General features: G+C 66.1%; 14 protein-coding genes and 1 tRNA gene. 14 read left to right on the forward strand and 1 reads right to left on the reverse strand.

Features of this window, described 5'->3' with window-relative positions:
• The first annotated feature begins 122 nt into the window (after window positions 1-122).
• Window positions 123-1421, forward strand: a complete 1299-nt coding sequence (locus GPJ75_RS20680; RefSeq protein ID WP_163270824.1) for a Gfo/Idh/MocA family protein — start codon at window positions 123-125, stop codon at window positions 1419-1421.
• 48 nt (window positions 1422-1469) lie between these two features.
• Here GPJ75_RS20680 and GPJ75_RS20685 read toward each other — a convergent pair.
• A tRNA-Ser gene (locus GPJ75_RS20685) sits at window positions 1470-1559 on the reverse strand.
• 289 nt (window positions 1560-1848) lie between these two features.
• Here GPJ75_RS20685 and GPJ75_RS20690 point away from each other — a divergent pair.
• The 13 genes from GPJ75_RS20690 to GPJ75_RS20750 all read left to right on the forward strand — a co-directional run bounded on the left by GPJ75_RS20690 (window position 1849) and on the right by GPJ75_RS20750 (window position 13636).
• Window positions 1849-2535 carry a 50S ribosomal protein L21 gene (locus GPJ75_RS20690; RefSeq protein ID WP_163270826.1) on the forward strand — a complete coding sequence of 229 codons (687 nt, stop codon included), beginning with the start codon at window positions 1849-1851 and terminating at the stop codon, window positions 2533-2535.
• Between the two features lie 100 nt (window positions 2536-2635).
• Window positions 2636-2905, forward strand: a complete 270-nt coding sequence (gene rpmA, locus GPJ75_RS20695) for a 50S ribosomal protein L27 (RefSeq protein WP_159587551.1) — start codon at window positions 2636-2638, stop codon at window positions 2903-2905.
• A gap of 118 nt (window positions 2906-3023) precedes the next feature.
• Entirely contained in the window at window positions 3024-3611 is a 588-nt protein-coding gene (locus GPJ75_RS20700; RefSeq protein WP_163270828.1) for a GNAT family N-acetyltransferase, read from the forward strand.
• Window positions 3612-3758: 147 nt separating this feature from the next.
• A complete protein-coding gene (gene obgE, locus GPJ75_RS20705; protein ID WP_163270830.1) occupies window positions 3759-4796 on the forward strand; it encodes a GTPase ObgE in 1038 nt (345 codons plus the stop codon).
• Window positions 4797-4833: 37 nt separating this feature from the next.
• Entirely contained in the window at window positions 4834-5997 is a 1164-nt protein-coding gene (proB, locus tag GPJ75_RS20710) for a glutamate 5-kinase (protein ID WP_163270832.1), read from the forward strand.
• Window positions 5981-7267, forward strand: a complete 1287-nt coding sequence (locus GPJ75_RS20715) for a glutamate-5-semialdehyde dehydrogenase (protein WP_163270834.1) — start codon at window positions 5981-5983, stop codon at window positions 7265-7267. Before proB ends, GPJ75_RS20715 begins: the two co-directional genes overlap by 17 nt.
• A 4-nt stretch (window positions 7268-7271) precedes the next feature.
• Window positions 7272-7913: a nicotinate-nucleotide adenylyltransferase gene (locus GPJ75_RS20720; RefSeq protein ID WP_163270836.1), complete on the forward strand. Its 642-nt coding sequence runs from the start codon at window positions 7272-7274 to the stop codon at window positions 7911-7913.
• 157 nt (window positions 7914-8070) lie between these two features.
• The gene (rsfS, locus tag GPJ75_RS20725; protein WP_163270838.1) at window positions 8071-8445 is read left to right on the forward strand and encodes a ribosome silencing factor; all 375 of its coding nucleotides are present in this window, start codon (window positions 8071-8073) and stop codon (window positions 8443-8445) included.
• A 198-nt stretch (window positions 8446-8643) separates the two neighbouring features.
• The gene (gene rlmH / locus GPJ75_RS20730) at window positions 8644-9123 is read left to right on the forward strand and encodes a 23S rRNA (pseudouridine(1915)-N(3))-methyltransferase RlmH (RefSeq protein ID WP_163270925.1); all 480 of its coding nucleotides are present in this window, start codon (window positions 8644-8646) and stop codon (window positions 9121-9123) included.
• 139 nt (window positions 9124-9262) lie between these two features.
• Complete coding sequence (locus GPJ75_RS20735; RefSeq protein ID WP_163270840.1) at window positions 9263-10546, forward strand: murein hydrolase activator EnvC family protein; 1284 nt, start codon at window positions 9263-9265, stop codon at window positions 10544-10546.
• Window positions 10536-11864: a S41 family peptidase gene (locus GPJ75_RS20740; RefSeq protein ID WP_163270842.1), complete on the forward strand. Its 1329-nt coding sequence runs from the start codon at window positions 10536-10538 to the stop codon at window positions 11862-11864. Before GPJ75_RS20735 ends, GPJ75_RS20740 begins: the two co-directional genes overlap by 11 nt.
• Before the next feature lie 76 nt (window positions 11865-11940).
• Window positions 11941-13110, forward strand: a complete 1170-nt coding sequence (locus GPJ75_RS20745) for a divergent polysaccharide deacetylase family protein (RefSeq protein ID WP_163270844.1) — start codon at window positions 11941-11943, stop codon at window positions 13108-13110.
• A 7-nt stretch (window positions 13111-13117) separates the two neighbouring features.
• Window positions 13118-13636, forward strand: a complete 519-nt coding sequence (locus GPJ75_RS20750) for an RNA pyrophosphohydrolase (protein WP_163270846.1) — start codon at window positions 13118-13120, stop codon at window positions 13634-13636.
• Window positions 13637-13812 lie beyond the last annotated feature (176 nt).

A 13812-nucleotide genomic window follows, 5' to 3' on the forward strand; every position in this document is an offset into this window, starting at 1 on the left:
CTTTCATGATTGTAAAGACGCCTCGTATGATCGAAGCTGATTGACTAGATCACCACGAAAATGTGCATTACTTCAACGCTGGCGGCCTCTGCCCGCCGGTTTTCGACCAGGGAGCTCTCTTCTTGAAATACGCAATTGTAGGCACTGGCGCGCGTCATCAGATGTTCCGGCGCGCCATCACCGAAACCTATGGCGGGCAAAACGAGCTGGTTGGCCTGTGCGACACGAACGACAGGCGGCTGGCGCTTTCGGCGTCCGCCATCCCCGATCAGAGCGGCAACGGCATCGCCACCTACAAGGCGCCGCAGTTCATGCAGATGCTGGACGAGCAGAAGCCGGATGCGGTGGTGGTGACCGTGCCGGACTATCTGCACCATGAATACATCGTCGCGGCCATGCGGGCCGGCTGCGACGTGATGACGGAAAAGCCGATGACGACGGATCTCGGCAGGCTCAAGGCGATCCTCGACGCGCAGAAGGAAACCGGGCGCTCGGTCGTCGTCACCTTCAACTACCGCTACACGCCGGCGCGCACACAGATCAAGGACATGCTGCAGTCGGGCGCCATCGGCACGATCACCGCGGTCGATTTCAGCTGGCATCTCGACCGGGTTCACGGCGCCGATTATTTCCGCCGCTGGCACCGCTACAAGGAAAAGTCCGGCGGCCTTCTGGTGCACAAGTCCACGCACCACTTCGATCTGGTCAACTGGTGGCTCGATTCCTCCCCCAGCGCCGTCTCGGCGCAGGGGCGGCGCGCCTTCTATCGGCCCGAGACGGCGGAGCGTCTGGGGCTCGACGACCGCGGCGAGCGCTGCCACGACTGCCCGGCCGCCGAGCGCTGCGACTTCCGGCTCGATCTTGCCGCCGACGAGGCGCTGCGCCAGATCTATCTCGAGGCGGAGGATATCGACGGCTATTTCCGCGACCGGTGCGTCTTCGACGAGGACATCACCATCGAGGACACGATGCAGGTGCAGGTCGGATACGAAAGCGGCGCCATGCTCAACTACACGCTATGCGCCTACAGCCCGTGGGAGGGGCTGGAGGTGCGTTTCCACGGCACCAAAGGTGAGCTCGTCCATCGCCATGTGGAGGTGCACGGCGTTTTCGGCGGCAAGCGGGAAAGGCCGGCCGAGGACGCCATGACTACCGTGCTTCACGTTGCGGGCGAAAACCCGCGGAAGCTCGACGTGTGGACCGGCGAGGGCGACCACGGGGGCGCCGACCCGGTCATGCTGGGCTATCTGTTCAACCCCGACAGCATGGAGGAGGACCGCTACGGGCGCGGCTCGACGCATGTCGACGGCGCGTGGTCGATCCTCACCGGCATCGCCGCCAACGCCTCGATGGCAAGCGGAGAGACCACACACGTGGCACGCATGCTCAGCGAGAACGGGATCGAATTGCCACGGCGGTAGGTTAGGAGGGTCAGATGGCCTGCCATCCGAAGCCCGACGGGCGTAGGGTGGCGGAGAGGGAGGGATTCGAACCCCCGATACCCTTGCGAGTATGCCGCATTTCGAGTGCGGTGCTTTCAACCACTCAGCCACCTCTCCGCGCGGGCGCGCGGAGCGCCCGAATGCAGCGGCGCTTAGATAGCGGCGAACCAATTTTGTTACAAGGCCATTTTACGGCGCAATTTGCCGCTTTGCCTTGACCGCCTCGCCCTCGTTCAGTATAAGTTTGCCATCTGCGGCGCGGAGGATTCTCCGCGCCGCTTATTTCGTGGGCTCATAGGGCTCACGCCGAGGGCTCATAACGAGCTGAAACGACTGACAAAAAGACGGCAGGTCCAGTTCCGCAAGGGGCAGACCAAGCCGGACCGGACACCGAAAGGCAAGAAAGATGTTCGCAGTCATCAAAACCGGTGGCAAGCAGTACCGCGTCGCCGCCGAGGACCTCCTGCAGGTCGAAAGGGTCGCCGGCGAGCCCGGCGAGATTATCCAATTCGGCAGCGTGCTTGCCGTGGGCGAAGGCGAGGACGTGACCATCGGCGTGCCCTTCGTAGACGGTGCCAGCGTGGCGGCGGAAGTGGTCGAGCAGGGCCGCGGGCCGAAGGTCATCGCCTTCAAGAAGCGCCGGCGTCAGAACTCGCGCCGCAAGCGCGGCCATCGCCAGCTTCTGACGACGGTGCGCATCTCCGAGATCCTCCTGGGCGGCGCAAAGCCTTCCAAGAAGGCGGCGGCAAAGCCCGCGCCGAAGGCGGAAGAGAAGCCGGCGGCGAAGGCCGAGGAAAAGCCCGCCAAGGCCAAGACGGCGCCGAAGGAAAAGGCCGCCGAGCCGGCGGAAGCCAAGGCCGAGAAGGCCGCCAAGCCGCTGTTCACGGCGCCCAAGGGCGAGGCCGACGATCTCACCAAGATCAAGGGCATCGGCCCGGTGGCGGCCGGCCAGCTCAACGAGCAGGGGATCACCACCTTCGCGCAGATCGCCGCGCTTTCCGACGAGGATATCGCGAAGATCGACGAGGCCATGCCCTTCAGCGCCGACCAGATCCAGGACTGGCGCGAGCAGGCCAAGGCGCTGGCGCAATAAAGGTCGGGCCACTGGCCTGAGGCAAACGATTTGCAAATGAACGCGTGTGCGTTCATAAGGGAAATGAAGGCGCTCCTGGCGGGCGCAAAGGAGTAGAGTCATGGCACACAAGAAAGCTGGCGGTTCCTCGCGCAACGGGCGCGACTCGGAGTCCAAGCGCCTTGGCGTGAAGAAGTTCGGCGGCGAGAAAGTGCTTGCCGGCAACATCATCGTGCGTCAACGCGGGACGAAGTGGCACCCCGGCGCCAATGTTGGCCTCGGCAAGGACCATACGCTCTTCGCGCTCGAGGCGGGCGCAGTGTCCTTCGCCAAGAAAGCCAACGGCCGAACCTACGTGTCGGTAAACCCGATTATGGACGCAGCGGAGTAGCCGGTTCCGCACCAAAACACCGGCAACCCATCTTGGGGGCCGGTGTCCGGAAAATCCGGAAAGGGTTCAGGGGAGATGGGTTGCCATCTCCCCTTTATTTTTGTCCGGAGGAAGAGAAATGGTTGCTGAAACTGAAGAGGTCGAGAGTGAAAGTCTGAGTATAGAGTGTCCCGTTCTCGTCACCGAGCGGCTGGTGCTGCGCCCACCGCACGAGGACGATATCCCGGAGTTGGCGGAGTTGGCCAACAACCGGCGCGTGGCCGAAATGCTCTCGCGCATGCCCTACCCCTACAGTGAGGCGGACGCACGGGCCTTCGTGCGCGGCAGCCGCTCGCGCGAGCGCTCGGGGTGCCACTATGCGGTGGCGCTCGCCGACAGCGGCGCCTTCATCGGCTGCGCCGGGCTCGACACCAGGCAGTATGGGCTGGAGCTCGGCTACTGGTTCGGCGAACCTTACTGGGGGCGCGGCTATGCGACGGAGGTGGCGCATGCGTTGGTCGATCTCGCCTTCAGGGCGACCGATGTCGACCGGCTGCATGTCTCGTGCCGCGTCATCAACAGCGCTTCGCGCCGCGTCATCCATAAGTGCGGGTTCCAGTATGTCAGCCAGGGCATGATGGATTCCGTGGTGGCCGGCAAGGTGCCGGTGGAGCGCTACCAGCTCGACCGCAAGACCTGGGTGAGCCTCAGAAGCTGGGGCGCATGAGAGTTGGGGCGCTATCGATCCCACCTGCGCCGTCATCCCGGACAAGCCTTCGGCTTTCCGGGGTGACGCCGTTGTGCGGGTTTGCCGCCCTCGCGCTTTACCGCGCGATGCGCTAGAGGGAGGCCGAAGAACGGAAGGCACTGCCCCATGAAGTTTCTCGATCAGGCCAAGGTCTATATCCGCTCCGGCGACGGCGGGGCAGGCAGCGTCTCGTTCCGGCGCGAGAAATTCATCGAGTTCGGCGGGCCCGACGGCGGCGACGGCGGGCGCGGGGGCGACGTATGGGTGGAAGCGGTGGAGGGCCTCAACACCCTGATCGACTACCGTTACCAGCAACATTTCAAGGCCAGGCCCGGCACCCACGGGATGGGCCGCAACCGCACCGGCGCCAAGGGCGCCGACGTGGTGCTGAAGGTGCCGGTGGGCACGCAGGTCTTTGAGGACGACAATGAGACGCCGATCTGCGATTTGACCGAGGTGGGGCAGCGCTATCGGCTCGCCTCCGGCGGCAATGGCGGCTTCGGCAACCAGCACTTCAAATCCTCCACAAACCAGGCGCCGCGCCGCGCCAACCCCGGCCTGCCGGGGGAAGAGCGCTGGATCTGGCTGCGATTGAAGCTGATCGCCGATGCCGGGCTGGTGGGCCTGCCCAATGCCGGCAAGTCGACGTTCCTGGCCGCGGTCACGGCGGCCAAGCCGAAGATCGCCGACTACCCCTTCACCACGTTGCATCCCAATCTGGGTGTGGTGCGCATCGACGCTCGGGAATTCGTGATGGCCGATATCCCCGGCCTCATCGAGGGCGCGCATATGGGGGCGGGCATCGGCGACCGCTTCCTCGGCCATGTGGAGCGCACGCGGGTGCTGCTGCATCTCGTCTCCGCACGGGAGGAGGACGTGGGGCAAGCCTATGCGACCGTGCGCGGGGAGCTTGCGGCCTATGGCCATGGTCTGGAGGAGAAGCCCGAGGTGCTGGCGCTGAGCCAGGCCGATTTGCTCGATGAAGAGGCGCGGGCGGAGAGGCTGGCGACGCTGAGCCAAGCGGCCGGGCGTAAGGCGCATCTGCTTTCCGCGGCAACGGGTGAAGGCGTGCAGGAGGTGCTGCGCGCGCTGATGCGGGTCGTGGAGGAGGCGCGCGGGGAGGAAGCGGCGGCGGAGACGGTGGACGAGCGGTGGCAGAAATGACGAGGTTTGAAATGCTCGCTCGTGAGGGAATGTCGCGATGAACCGTCTCTCGCTCACATCCTATCGCCGCGTGACCGTGAAGATCGGCTCGGCGCTTCTGGTCGACCGGACTGCGGGGTTGAAGCGGGCGTGGCTGGCGGCGCTTGTCGACGACATCGCGCGGCTCCTCTCGGCGGGTGCGGAGGTGATGGTGGTCTCCTCCGGCGCCGTCGCCCTCGGCCGTACGGTGCTGGGGCTCGGCAAGCGGACGCTCAGGCTGGAGGAAAGCCAGGCGGCGGCGGCAGTGGGCCAGATTGCCCTGGCCGGCGCCTGGGCCGGCGAGCTCGGCCGCCACGGGCTCACCTCCGGCCAGGTGCTGATGACACTGGGCGATACGGAAGAGCGGCGGCGCTATCTCAACGTACGTGCGACCATCTCGACGCTCCTGAAGATGAAGGCGGTGCCGGTCATCAACGAAAACGACACCGTGGCAACGAGCGAGATCCGCTATGGCGACAACGACAGACTGGCAGCGCGCGTCGCCACCATGATGGGCAGCGACCTGCTCATCCTGCTGTCGGACGTGGACGGGCTTTATACCGCGGCGCCCGAGCGCGACGCGGACGCACGTTTCATTCCCGTGGTCGAGGCGATCACGCCGGAGATCATGGGCATGGCCGGTGATGCGGCATCCGAGTTCTCGCGCGGCGGCATGCGCACCAAGCTCGATGCCGGGCGCATCGCCACGGCCGCCGGCACGGCCATGATCATCGCCTCCGGCAAGGAGATGAATCCGCTGGCGGCCATCGAGCAGGGCGCGCGGGCCACTCTCTTCAGGGCAAGCCGCACGCCGGTGCGCGCCTACAAGACCTGGATCGCCGGGCAGCTGGAGCCGGCAGGCAGGATCGGTGTCGACGAGGGCGCCCTGAAGGCGCTGCGTTCGGGCAAAAGCCTGCTGCCGGCGGGTGTGAAGTCGGTTTCCGGTGCGTTTGCGCGTGGCGATACGGTCGCCATCGTCGGGCCGGATGGGCACGAGGCGGGGCGCGGGCTGGTTGCCTACGATGCCGCCGATGCCGTAAAGATCGCCGGGCTCAAGACGGGCGATATCGCTGCTGTGCTCGGCTACGAGGCGCGCGCGGCCATGGTGCATCGCGACGACCTGGTGCTGTCGCCGCCGGCGGGCGAGCGTGAGGTGGAGGGACAGAATGTTGAAGGCGCATGAACATGCGAGCGGGGACATCGCCGCGCTGATGGCCGATCTCGGCGCGCGGGCCCGTGCTGCCGCCCGTCCGCTCGCCGCCGCCCCGTCGGAAACGAAGAACGCCGCACTCCTCGCCATGGCCAACGCGCTTGCCGCGCGCGAGGGCGATATCCTCGCGGCCAATGCCAGGGACATGGAGAAGGGCAAGGCGGCGGGCCTTTCGGCGGCGCTGATGGACCGGCTGAAGCTTGACGGCCAGCGCATCGCCGCCATGGCCGAGGGCATCCGTGCCATCGCCGGGCTGGACGATCCCGTGGGCAGCATCATCGCCGAATGGAACCGGCCCAACGGCCTGCACATCGAGCGGGTGCGCACGCCGCTCGGCGTCATCGGCGTCATCTATGAAAGCCGGCCCAACGTGACGGCGGACGCCGGCGCGCTGTGCCTGAAGGCGGGCAACGCGGTGATCCTGCGCGGCGGCTCCGATTCGGCCTATTCGTCGGCCGCCATCCATGCGTGCCTTGTCGAGGGGCTGCGCAAGGCGGGCCTGCCCGAGGACGCGATCCAGCGCGTGCCGGTGACGGACCGCGCCGCCGTCGGCGAAATGCTGAAGGGGCTCGGCGGCAACCTCGACGTCATCGTGCCACGCGGCGGCAGGAGCCTGGTCGAACGGGTGCAGAGAGAGGCACGGGTGCCGGTCTTCGCGCATCTGGAAGGTATCTGCCATCTCTATATCGACAAGTCGGCGAAGCTCGACATGGCGGTCTCCATCGCCGTCAACGCGAAGATGCGGCGCACCGGCATCTGCGGGGCGGCAGAAACGCTGCTGGTCGACCGCGCGGTGGCGGACACGCATCTGGTTCCGATACTGGAGGGGCTCGCCGCGGCAGGCTGCGAAATCCGCGGCGATAAGGATGTGCGTGCCCGCTTTCCCGCCGCCCGGCCGGCGAGCGAGGAGGACTGGCATACGGAATATCTCGACGCCATCATTTCGGTGAAGCTGGTGGATGGCGTGGCCGATGCCATACGGCACATCGAGACCTATTCCTCGCACCACACGGAAGGCCTCGTGGCCGAGGACGGCCAAGCGGTGGAACGCTTCTTCAACGAGATCGATTCGGCGATCCTCCTGCACAACGCCTCGACCCAGTTCGCCGATGGCGGCGAGTTCGGCATGGGAGCGGAGATCGGCATCGCCACGGGCAAGATGCACGCGCGGGGCCCGGTGGGCGTCGAGCAGCTCACCTCCTTCAAGTACCGCGTGCGCGGTACCGGCCAGATCCGGCCTTGAAGCGATGAGCTTTTCCGGGGAGGACGTGCCGGCGCGTTACCTGCGCATGCCGCATGTGGAAAGGGGCATGGCGGTGGGGCTGTTCGGCGGCTCCTTCAACCCGCCGCATGCCGGCCATGCCCTGGTGGCGGAAACCGCGCTCAGGCGCTTGCGGCTCGACCAGCTCTGGTGGATCGTCACGCCGGGCAACCCGTTGAAGGACAATAGCGGGCTGGCGCCGTTGTCCGAGCGTGTCGCGCGTTCCGAAGCCTGTGCCGGCGATCCACGAATCAAGGTGACCGCCTTCGAGGCAGGCTACCGCGTACGCTACACCGCCGATACGATCGATCTCGTCAGAAAGCGCAACCGCGGGGTCGATTTCGTCTGGATCATGGGTGCCGATTCCTTGCGCGACTTCCACCGCTGGGAGCGTTGGCGTGACATCGCGCGGACGGTGCCGATCGCCGTCTTCGACCGGCCCGGCGCCACGCTCTCCTTCCTCTCCTCGACCATGGCCAAGGCTTTCGGCCACGCGCGCATCGACGAGACCGACGCGCCGCTGCTGGCGCGCATCAGGCCGCCCGCCTGGACCTTCATCCACGGGCCGCGTTCGTCGCTTTCCTCGACCGCCCTGCGCGACGCGGCGCTCGGGGAGGAAGAGGGCTGAACAGGCAGATGCTTGCGGCGCACAACATCTCTTGTCTTGAAACTGACAAGCATGTCTGCCTATCTATTGGTATCGTACGGCATGCGTCGTGCGATATCGTTGTTCTTGTTGGAAAGGAAAGACACTGAGAACAGCACTTCAGAAGAAGGCAGACATCATGCCTTCGCCGGCCGGGGCGCCTGAAAGCAGCGTGTCTCGAGCCGTAAACGCAGCGCTCAAGAGTCTGGAAGACTCCAAAGCCGAAGACATCGTCTCCATCGACATCCATGGCAAGTCTCCCCTGGCGGACTACATGATCGTAGCCTCCGGGCGCTCGCATCGTCATGTCGCGGCCGTGGCGGAGCATCTCATCCGCGCGCTCAAGAACGCCGGTATCGGCGCGGCGCGGGTGGAGGGCCTGTCGGGCGCGGACTGGGTGTTGATCGATTCGGGCGACATCATCGTTCATGTGTTTCGCCCGGAGGTCCGGGAGTTCTACAACATCGAAAAGATGTGGCAGACGCCGGACCTGGAGGACGAAACGGTCCATTAGCGCCCGGTAGGGCGCGCATATCGCTTGACGTTGCGCATGGCCGCGGCCGTGCGGAGATGTTGTTCGGCGTCGAGCGGCGCTCGCGTTCCGCGGGCATGATCTTTTCGGGAAACCGGGTTTCCCGGACAGCGCGACGGATGCGCTTTCAGATAGAAAATATCCTTCTTGAGATTGGCCCTGAGATGGGAGGAGGGTTCAATTCGTATCGTTGTGCATGCGGTGGGCCGCATGAAGGCGGGCGCCGAGAAAGAGCTCGCCGAGCGCTATTTCGATCGCCTGGCGAAAGCCGGTCCAGCGGTGGGTCTGGAGTTTGCCGGGGTGAGCGAAAGCCCCGAAAGCCGGGCGCGCACGGCGGCCGAGCGCAAGCGCGAGGAAGGGCAGAGGCTGGCGGAAATCGCTGGCGGCGGCACGTTGGTCCTCCTGGACGAGCGCGGGAGGAACCTGACCTCGCGCGAGATCGGCGAAAAGATGGCCGCCTGGCGCGATGCGGGCGAGCGTCGCCTGACCATCGCCATCGGCGGACCGGACGGACATGACGAAGCGATGCGGCACCAGGCGGCTTTGAGCCTGTCTTTCGGAGCGCAGACCTGGCCGCATCAGCTCGTTCGTGTCATGCTGGCCGAGCAGCTTTACCGGGCCGCGACCATCCTGGCCGGTCACCCCTATCACCGCGACTGAGCCGGCCGGATACGGCGCGGCTAGCCTGCTACATCGAATATATCTACCGTGGGTTGTGTTTCCCGGAGGGCTATGGTTGATGTTTCGTTAACGAAATCTTCTCTAGAATGGAGATGAAGAGGTTTCCTGCGGCGGTCATATGAAAGCGAGACGGATCAGCCATGCCGGGTGGAGAGCGGCCGTGCTTGCGGCCGTCTTGTCGCTCGCCGCCGCGCTGCCTCGCCATGCTGGGGCGCAGGGCCTGGACGGGCTGGAAATGCGCCAGAGCGAGAGCGTGGAAGAATATCGGCGCCTGTCGCAGGAACTGGCGCTATCGGAACGGCGCCAGCAGGAACTGGCCGCCGAAATAGCCGCGGTGAAGGACGACAGCGCGGCGCTGACGGCGGCGCTGATCCAGGCGGTCAAGACCGAGCGCAAGCTCAGCGAGGATATCGAGGACATCGAGGGCAGGCTGGTGACGCTCGACCGGCGGGAAGGCGATCTCAGGCGCTCGCTGAAAAACCGCCGCGGCACGCTCGCCGAGGTGCTGGGCGCGCTGCAGCGCATGGGGCTGAACCCGCCGCCGGCGATCCTCGTGCGGCCGGAGGATGCGCTTTCCTCCGTGCGCAGCGCCATCCTGCTCGGCGCCGTGGTGCCGGAGATGCGGGCGGAAACCGAGATGCTGGTCGTCGATCTCAGGGAACTGGCGCGCGTGATGACGTCGATCCGCACCGAGCGGGAGCGGCTTCACGAAAAAATGACCGCGCAGGCGGAGGAGCAGGAGCGCCTTACCCTGCTCTTGAAAGAGAAGCAGCGTTCGAGGGCGGAAGCCGAGGAGCGCATGCAGGAGGAGCGTGCCGCGGCCGAGGAGCTGGCGGCGCGGGCGCAGAACCTGCAGGAGCTGATCGCCTCGCTGGAAAGCGAGATCGGGACCTTGCGCGAGGCCATGAAGGAGGGCGAGGAGGCCGGGCCGGGCCAGCTCTCCGAGGCGCTGCCTTTCGCCCAGCGCAAAGGCCTTGTGCCGCTCCCTGTTTCAGGCCGTTTCGCCAGCCGTTTCGGCGAGGAGGACAGCACGGGAAGCAGCCTCAACGGCGACATTCTAAGAACACAATCGGGCGCAATCGTTACAGCACCGGCAGATGGAACGGTGCTTTACGCGGGGCCTTTCCGATCCTACGGTCAGCTATTGATCCTCAATCCCGGCGATGGGTATCATATCGTGCTGGCGGGGATGGACCGACTGAACGTTTCACTCGGACAATCGGTGCTGGCGGGAGAGCCGGTGGGCATGATGGGCGAGGCAAGGCTGGCAAGTATCGCGGCTCCGACGGTGGGCAACACCACGCCGGAGCTATATATTGAGTTCAGGAAAGACGGGAAACCGGTCGACCCGAAGCCCTGGTGGGCGCGGGAGCTATCTGGAAGGACGGGAAATGATACGTAAATTGTCGTTGCTGTTCGCCGGCGCGCTGGTTGGCGCCTCCGCCGTGAGCCTTGTCTACGGGACGAACGGCACGGCGGCCAATGCTGCGGGAACGGAGACCTACCGGCAGCTTGCCATCTTCGGCGACATCTTCGAGCGCGTGCGCGCGCAATATGTGACGCCGCCTGACGAGAAGGATCTGGTGGAGAGCGCCATCAACGGCATGCTCACCTCGCTCGATCCGCATTCGTCCTATCTCAACGCCGATGCGGCGCAGGACATGCGCGTCCAGACCAAGGGCGAGTTCGGCGGCCTCGGCATCGAGGTGACGATGGAGAACGAACTCGTCAAGGTGGTCTCGCCCATCGACGACACACCGGCGGCCCGGGCGGGCGTGCTCGCGGGCGATCTCATCGAGAAGATCGACGGCGAAGAGGTGCGCGGCATGACGCTCGGCGACGCCGTCGACAAGATGCGCGGTCCGGTGAACACGCCGATCGATCTGTCGATCGTGCGCCAGGGGCAGCAGAAGCCGATCAAGATCACCATCGTCCGCGACGTCATCAAGGTGAAGGCGGTCAAGCATCGGGTCGAGGGCGACGTCGGCTATCTGAAGGTCACCTCCTTCACGGAAAAGACGACGGACGACCTTCGCGCGGCGATGGAGGCCATTCAGAATGAAGTGCCGGAGGATGAGCTGAAGGGCTATGTGCTCGATCTCAGGCTCAATCCGGGCGGCCTGCTCGACCAGGCGGTCAATGTGTCGGACGCCTTCCTCGACCGCGGCGAGATTGTCTCGACGCGCGGCCGCGAGGCCAGCGACATCGCCCGCTTCGGGTCGCAGCCAGGCGATCTGGCGGGCGGCAAGCCGATGATCGTGCTGATCAACGGCGGCTCGGCAAGCGCCTCGGAGATCGTCGCTGGTGCGCTGCAGGATCACCGCCGCGCCACCGTGCTCGGCACCCGGTCCTTCGGCAAAGGGTCGGTGCAGACGATCATTCCGCTGGGCGAGAACGGCGCGCTGCGCCTGACCACGGCGCTCTATTACACGCCGTCCGGCCAGTCGATCCAGGGCAAGGGCATTACCCCGGACATCCAGGTCGAGCAGCCGCTGCCCGAGGATCTGCAGGGCGTCGACGTGTCGCGCGGCGAATCGGACCTGCGCGGGCACATCCGCGGCGAGGCCGAGGGCGAGGAAGGCTCGGGCTCCATCGCCTACGTGCCGCAGGATCCGGAAGAGGACGAGCAGCTCGGCTACGCGCTGGACCTCCTGCGCGGCGACAAGACCGACCCCACCTTCCCGCCCAATCCCGACAAGGCGGTCATGAACCAGCAATAGAAGAACCGGCGCCCCTCTTTAACAAGGGGCGCCGCCGCTCGACCGCGCGGCGGGACTTGGGGGAACGCGGGCGCGCATGGAACCGGTTCGCAACGACATCGACCAGCCGCTCGGCCAGGAAAAGGCTGGGCGCGGGGCGTCAAGGTGGCAGCGGCCGCGGGCAAGTTCGATTTTCCTTATCCTGTGTGCGGTGGCGATCTTCGCCGGCTCCAGCGCTATCGCATTGCGCGAACGGCCGTTCCGCAATCCGCCGCCCGTGGCGATCTCCGAGCCGAGACCCGCTGTGGACGAGCACGCGGACGTGCGGGACAAGGCGGACGGCACGGCCGTGAAGAACGCCGGGGCGCCGGGCGCCTCGATCATTCGCGTCGATCCAGATGCGCCTTCTTCGGGCGACAACGTCATCGTCATTCGCGATCCTTCAGCGCTCGGGCAGAACCCGCGCTTCGCCCATCTGCCCGACCGCGCGCTGATCGAGGAGACGGAAACCGGGCCGCTGCCGGTGCGCGACGCTGCGGGGCGGCGGCCGTTCGATGTCTACGCGCGGCCCTGGTCCGGCGCGCGCGGGGCGCGGATCGCCATCGTCATCGGCGGGCTCGGCATCTCGCAGACCGGCACGCAGGAGGCCGTCCGAAAGCTGCCGCCGGAGGTCACGCTGGCCTTCGCGCCGCTGGGCAACAGCCTCACGCGGTGGATGCGGACGGCCCGGCAGGAGGGCCACGAGGTCATGCTGCAGGTGCCGCTCGAGCCTTTCGGCTACCCGGACAACAATCCCGGCCGACACACCCTGCTCGCCGACGCGGCGCCGGCCGAGACCCTCGAAAGCCTGCGCTGGACGCTGTCACGCATCACCAATTATACGGGCGTCGTGAACTATACCGGCGCGCGCTTCACCGCGGACGCGGGGGCGATGGACCTTCTGATGGGCGAACTCGCCGAGCGGGGGCTGGCCTATCTCGACGACGGCACGTCGGCGCGCAGCGTCGCCGGGGAGACGGCGCGGGCAAAGGGGGTTCCCTTCGCCGCCGGCGACACCGTCATCGATCAGGAAAAGGAGCGCGGCGCCATCCTGGACAAGCTGGACGAATTGGAGCGCATCGCGCGGGCGCGCGGGTTCGCCGTGGGCAGCGGCTCGGCAATGGAGGCGACGGTGGACGCGGTCGCCGTCTGGGCGAACGAGGTCCGCAAGCGCGGCATCGAGCTGGTGCCCGTGTCGGCCGTGGCGGCGGATCCGGAGAGGAATTGAGGACGGAATGAGGAAGAAGGACGTCAAGGCGCAAGACCTGCCGTACCGGCCCTGCGTGGGCATCATGGTGCTCAACGCGGCGGGCGCGGTGTGGGCGGGACGGCGCCTGGTCGAGCCGCGGGACGAGCTGGATGGCGCCACCATGCTATGGCAGATGCCGCAAGGCGGCATCGACGCGGGTGAGGACCCGCTTGAGGCCGCCCGGCGGGAACTCTACGAGGAAACCGGCATCTGCAGCGTCTCGCTCCTTGCCGAGGCCCCTAGCTGGATCACCTACGACCTGCCGGAGCGCCTCGTCGGCGTCGCGCTCAAGGGGCGCTTTCGCGGCCAGAAGCAGAAATGGTTCGCCTTCCGCTTCGAAGGCGAGGAAAGCGAGATTGCCATCAACCCGCCGCCGGGCGGGCATGCGGCGGAGTTCGACGCCTGGGCCTGGAAGCCGATGGAGGAGCTGCCGCGGCTCATCGTGCCGTTCAAGCGGCGGGTCTACGAGGACGTGGTGGCGGCCTTCCGGCACTTGGCGCCGTAAGGCACCGCTCAACACAACTCGTCATCCACGGGCTTGACCCGAGGATTCATGCCTGAATGCCGATCAAGGGCGCCGTCTGGCCCAATGATATGATCCAAGGCGGGGATAAATTTCGCCGGTCTTTCCCGACAACCCATTGATCCCAAACAACCTGCAAACTTTTTTCGCGGGAAAAT

Origin of the sequence: Chelativorans alearensis (assembly GCF_010993735.1) — a bacterium.
Lineage (GTDB): Bacteria > Pseudomonadota > Alphaproteobacteria > Rhizobiales > Rhizobiaceae > Chelativorans > Chelativorans alearense.

Bases quoted from the DNA above. Each gene is read 5' to 3' on its own strand.
- obgE (WP_163270830.1), top strand. From the start codon at position 3,759: ATGAAGTTTCTCGATCAGGCCAAGGTCTATATCCGCTCCGGCGACGGC.
- rpmA (WP_159587551.1), top strand. From the start codon at position 2,636: ATGGCACACAAGAAAGCTGGCGGTTCCTCGCGCAACGGGCGCGACTCG.
- GPJ75_RS20750 (WP_163270846.1), top strand. From the start codon at position 13,118: ATGAGGAAGAAGGACGTCAAGGCGCAAGACCTGCCGTACCGGCCCTGC.
- GPJ75_RS20690 (WP_163270826.1), top strand. From the start codon at position 1,849: ATGTTCGCAGTCATCAAAACCGGTGGCAAGCAGTACCGCGTCGCCGCC.
- GPJ75_RS20700 (WP_163270828.1), top strand. From the start codon at position 3,024: ATGGTTGCTGAAACTGAAGAGGTCGAGAGTGAAAGTCTGAGTATAGAG.
- proB (WP_163270832.1), top strand. From the start codon at position 4,834: ATGAACCGTCTCTCGCTCACATCCTATCGCCGCGTGACCGTGAAGATC.
- GPJ75_RS20720 (WP_163270836.1), top strand. From the start codon at position 7,272: ATGAGCTTTTCCGGGGAGGACGTGCCGGCGCGTTACCTGCGCATGCCG.
- GPJ75_RS20740 (WP_163270842.1), top strand. From the start codon at position 10,536: ATGATACGTAAATTGTCGTTGCTGTTCGCCGGCGCGCTGGTTGGCGCC.
- GPJ75_RS20745 (WP_163270844.1), top strand. From the start codon at position 11,941: ATGGAACCGGTTCGCAACGACATCGACCAGCCGCTCGGCCAGGAAAAG.
- rsfS (WP_163270838.1), top strand. From the start codon at position 8,071: ATGCCTTCGCCGGCCGGGGCGCCTGAAAGCAGCGTGTCTCGAGCCGTA.
- GPJ75_RS20715 (WP_163270834.1), top strand. From the start codon at position 5,981: ATGTTGAAGGCGCATGAACATGCGAGCGGGGACATCGCCGCGCTGATG.
- GPJ75_RS20735 (WP_163270840.1), top strand. From the start codon at position 9,263: ATGAAAGCGAGACGGATCAGCCATGCCGGGTGGAGAGCGGCCGTGCTT.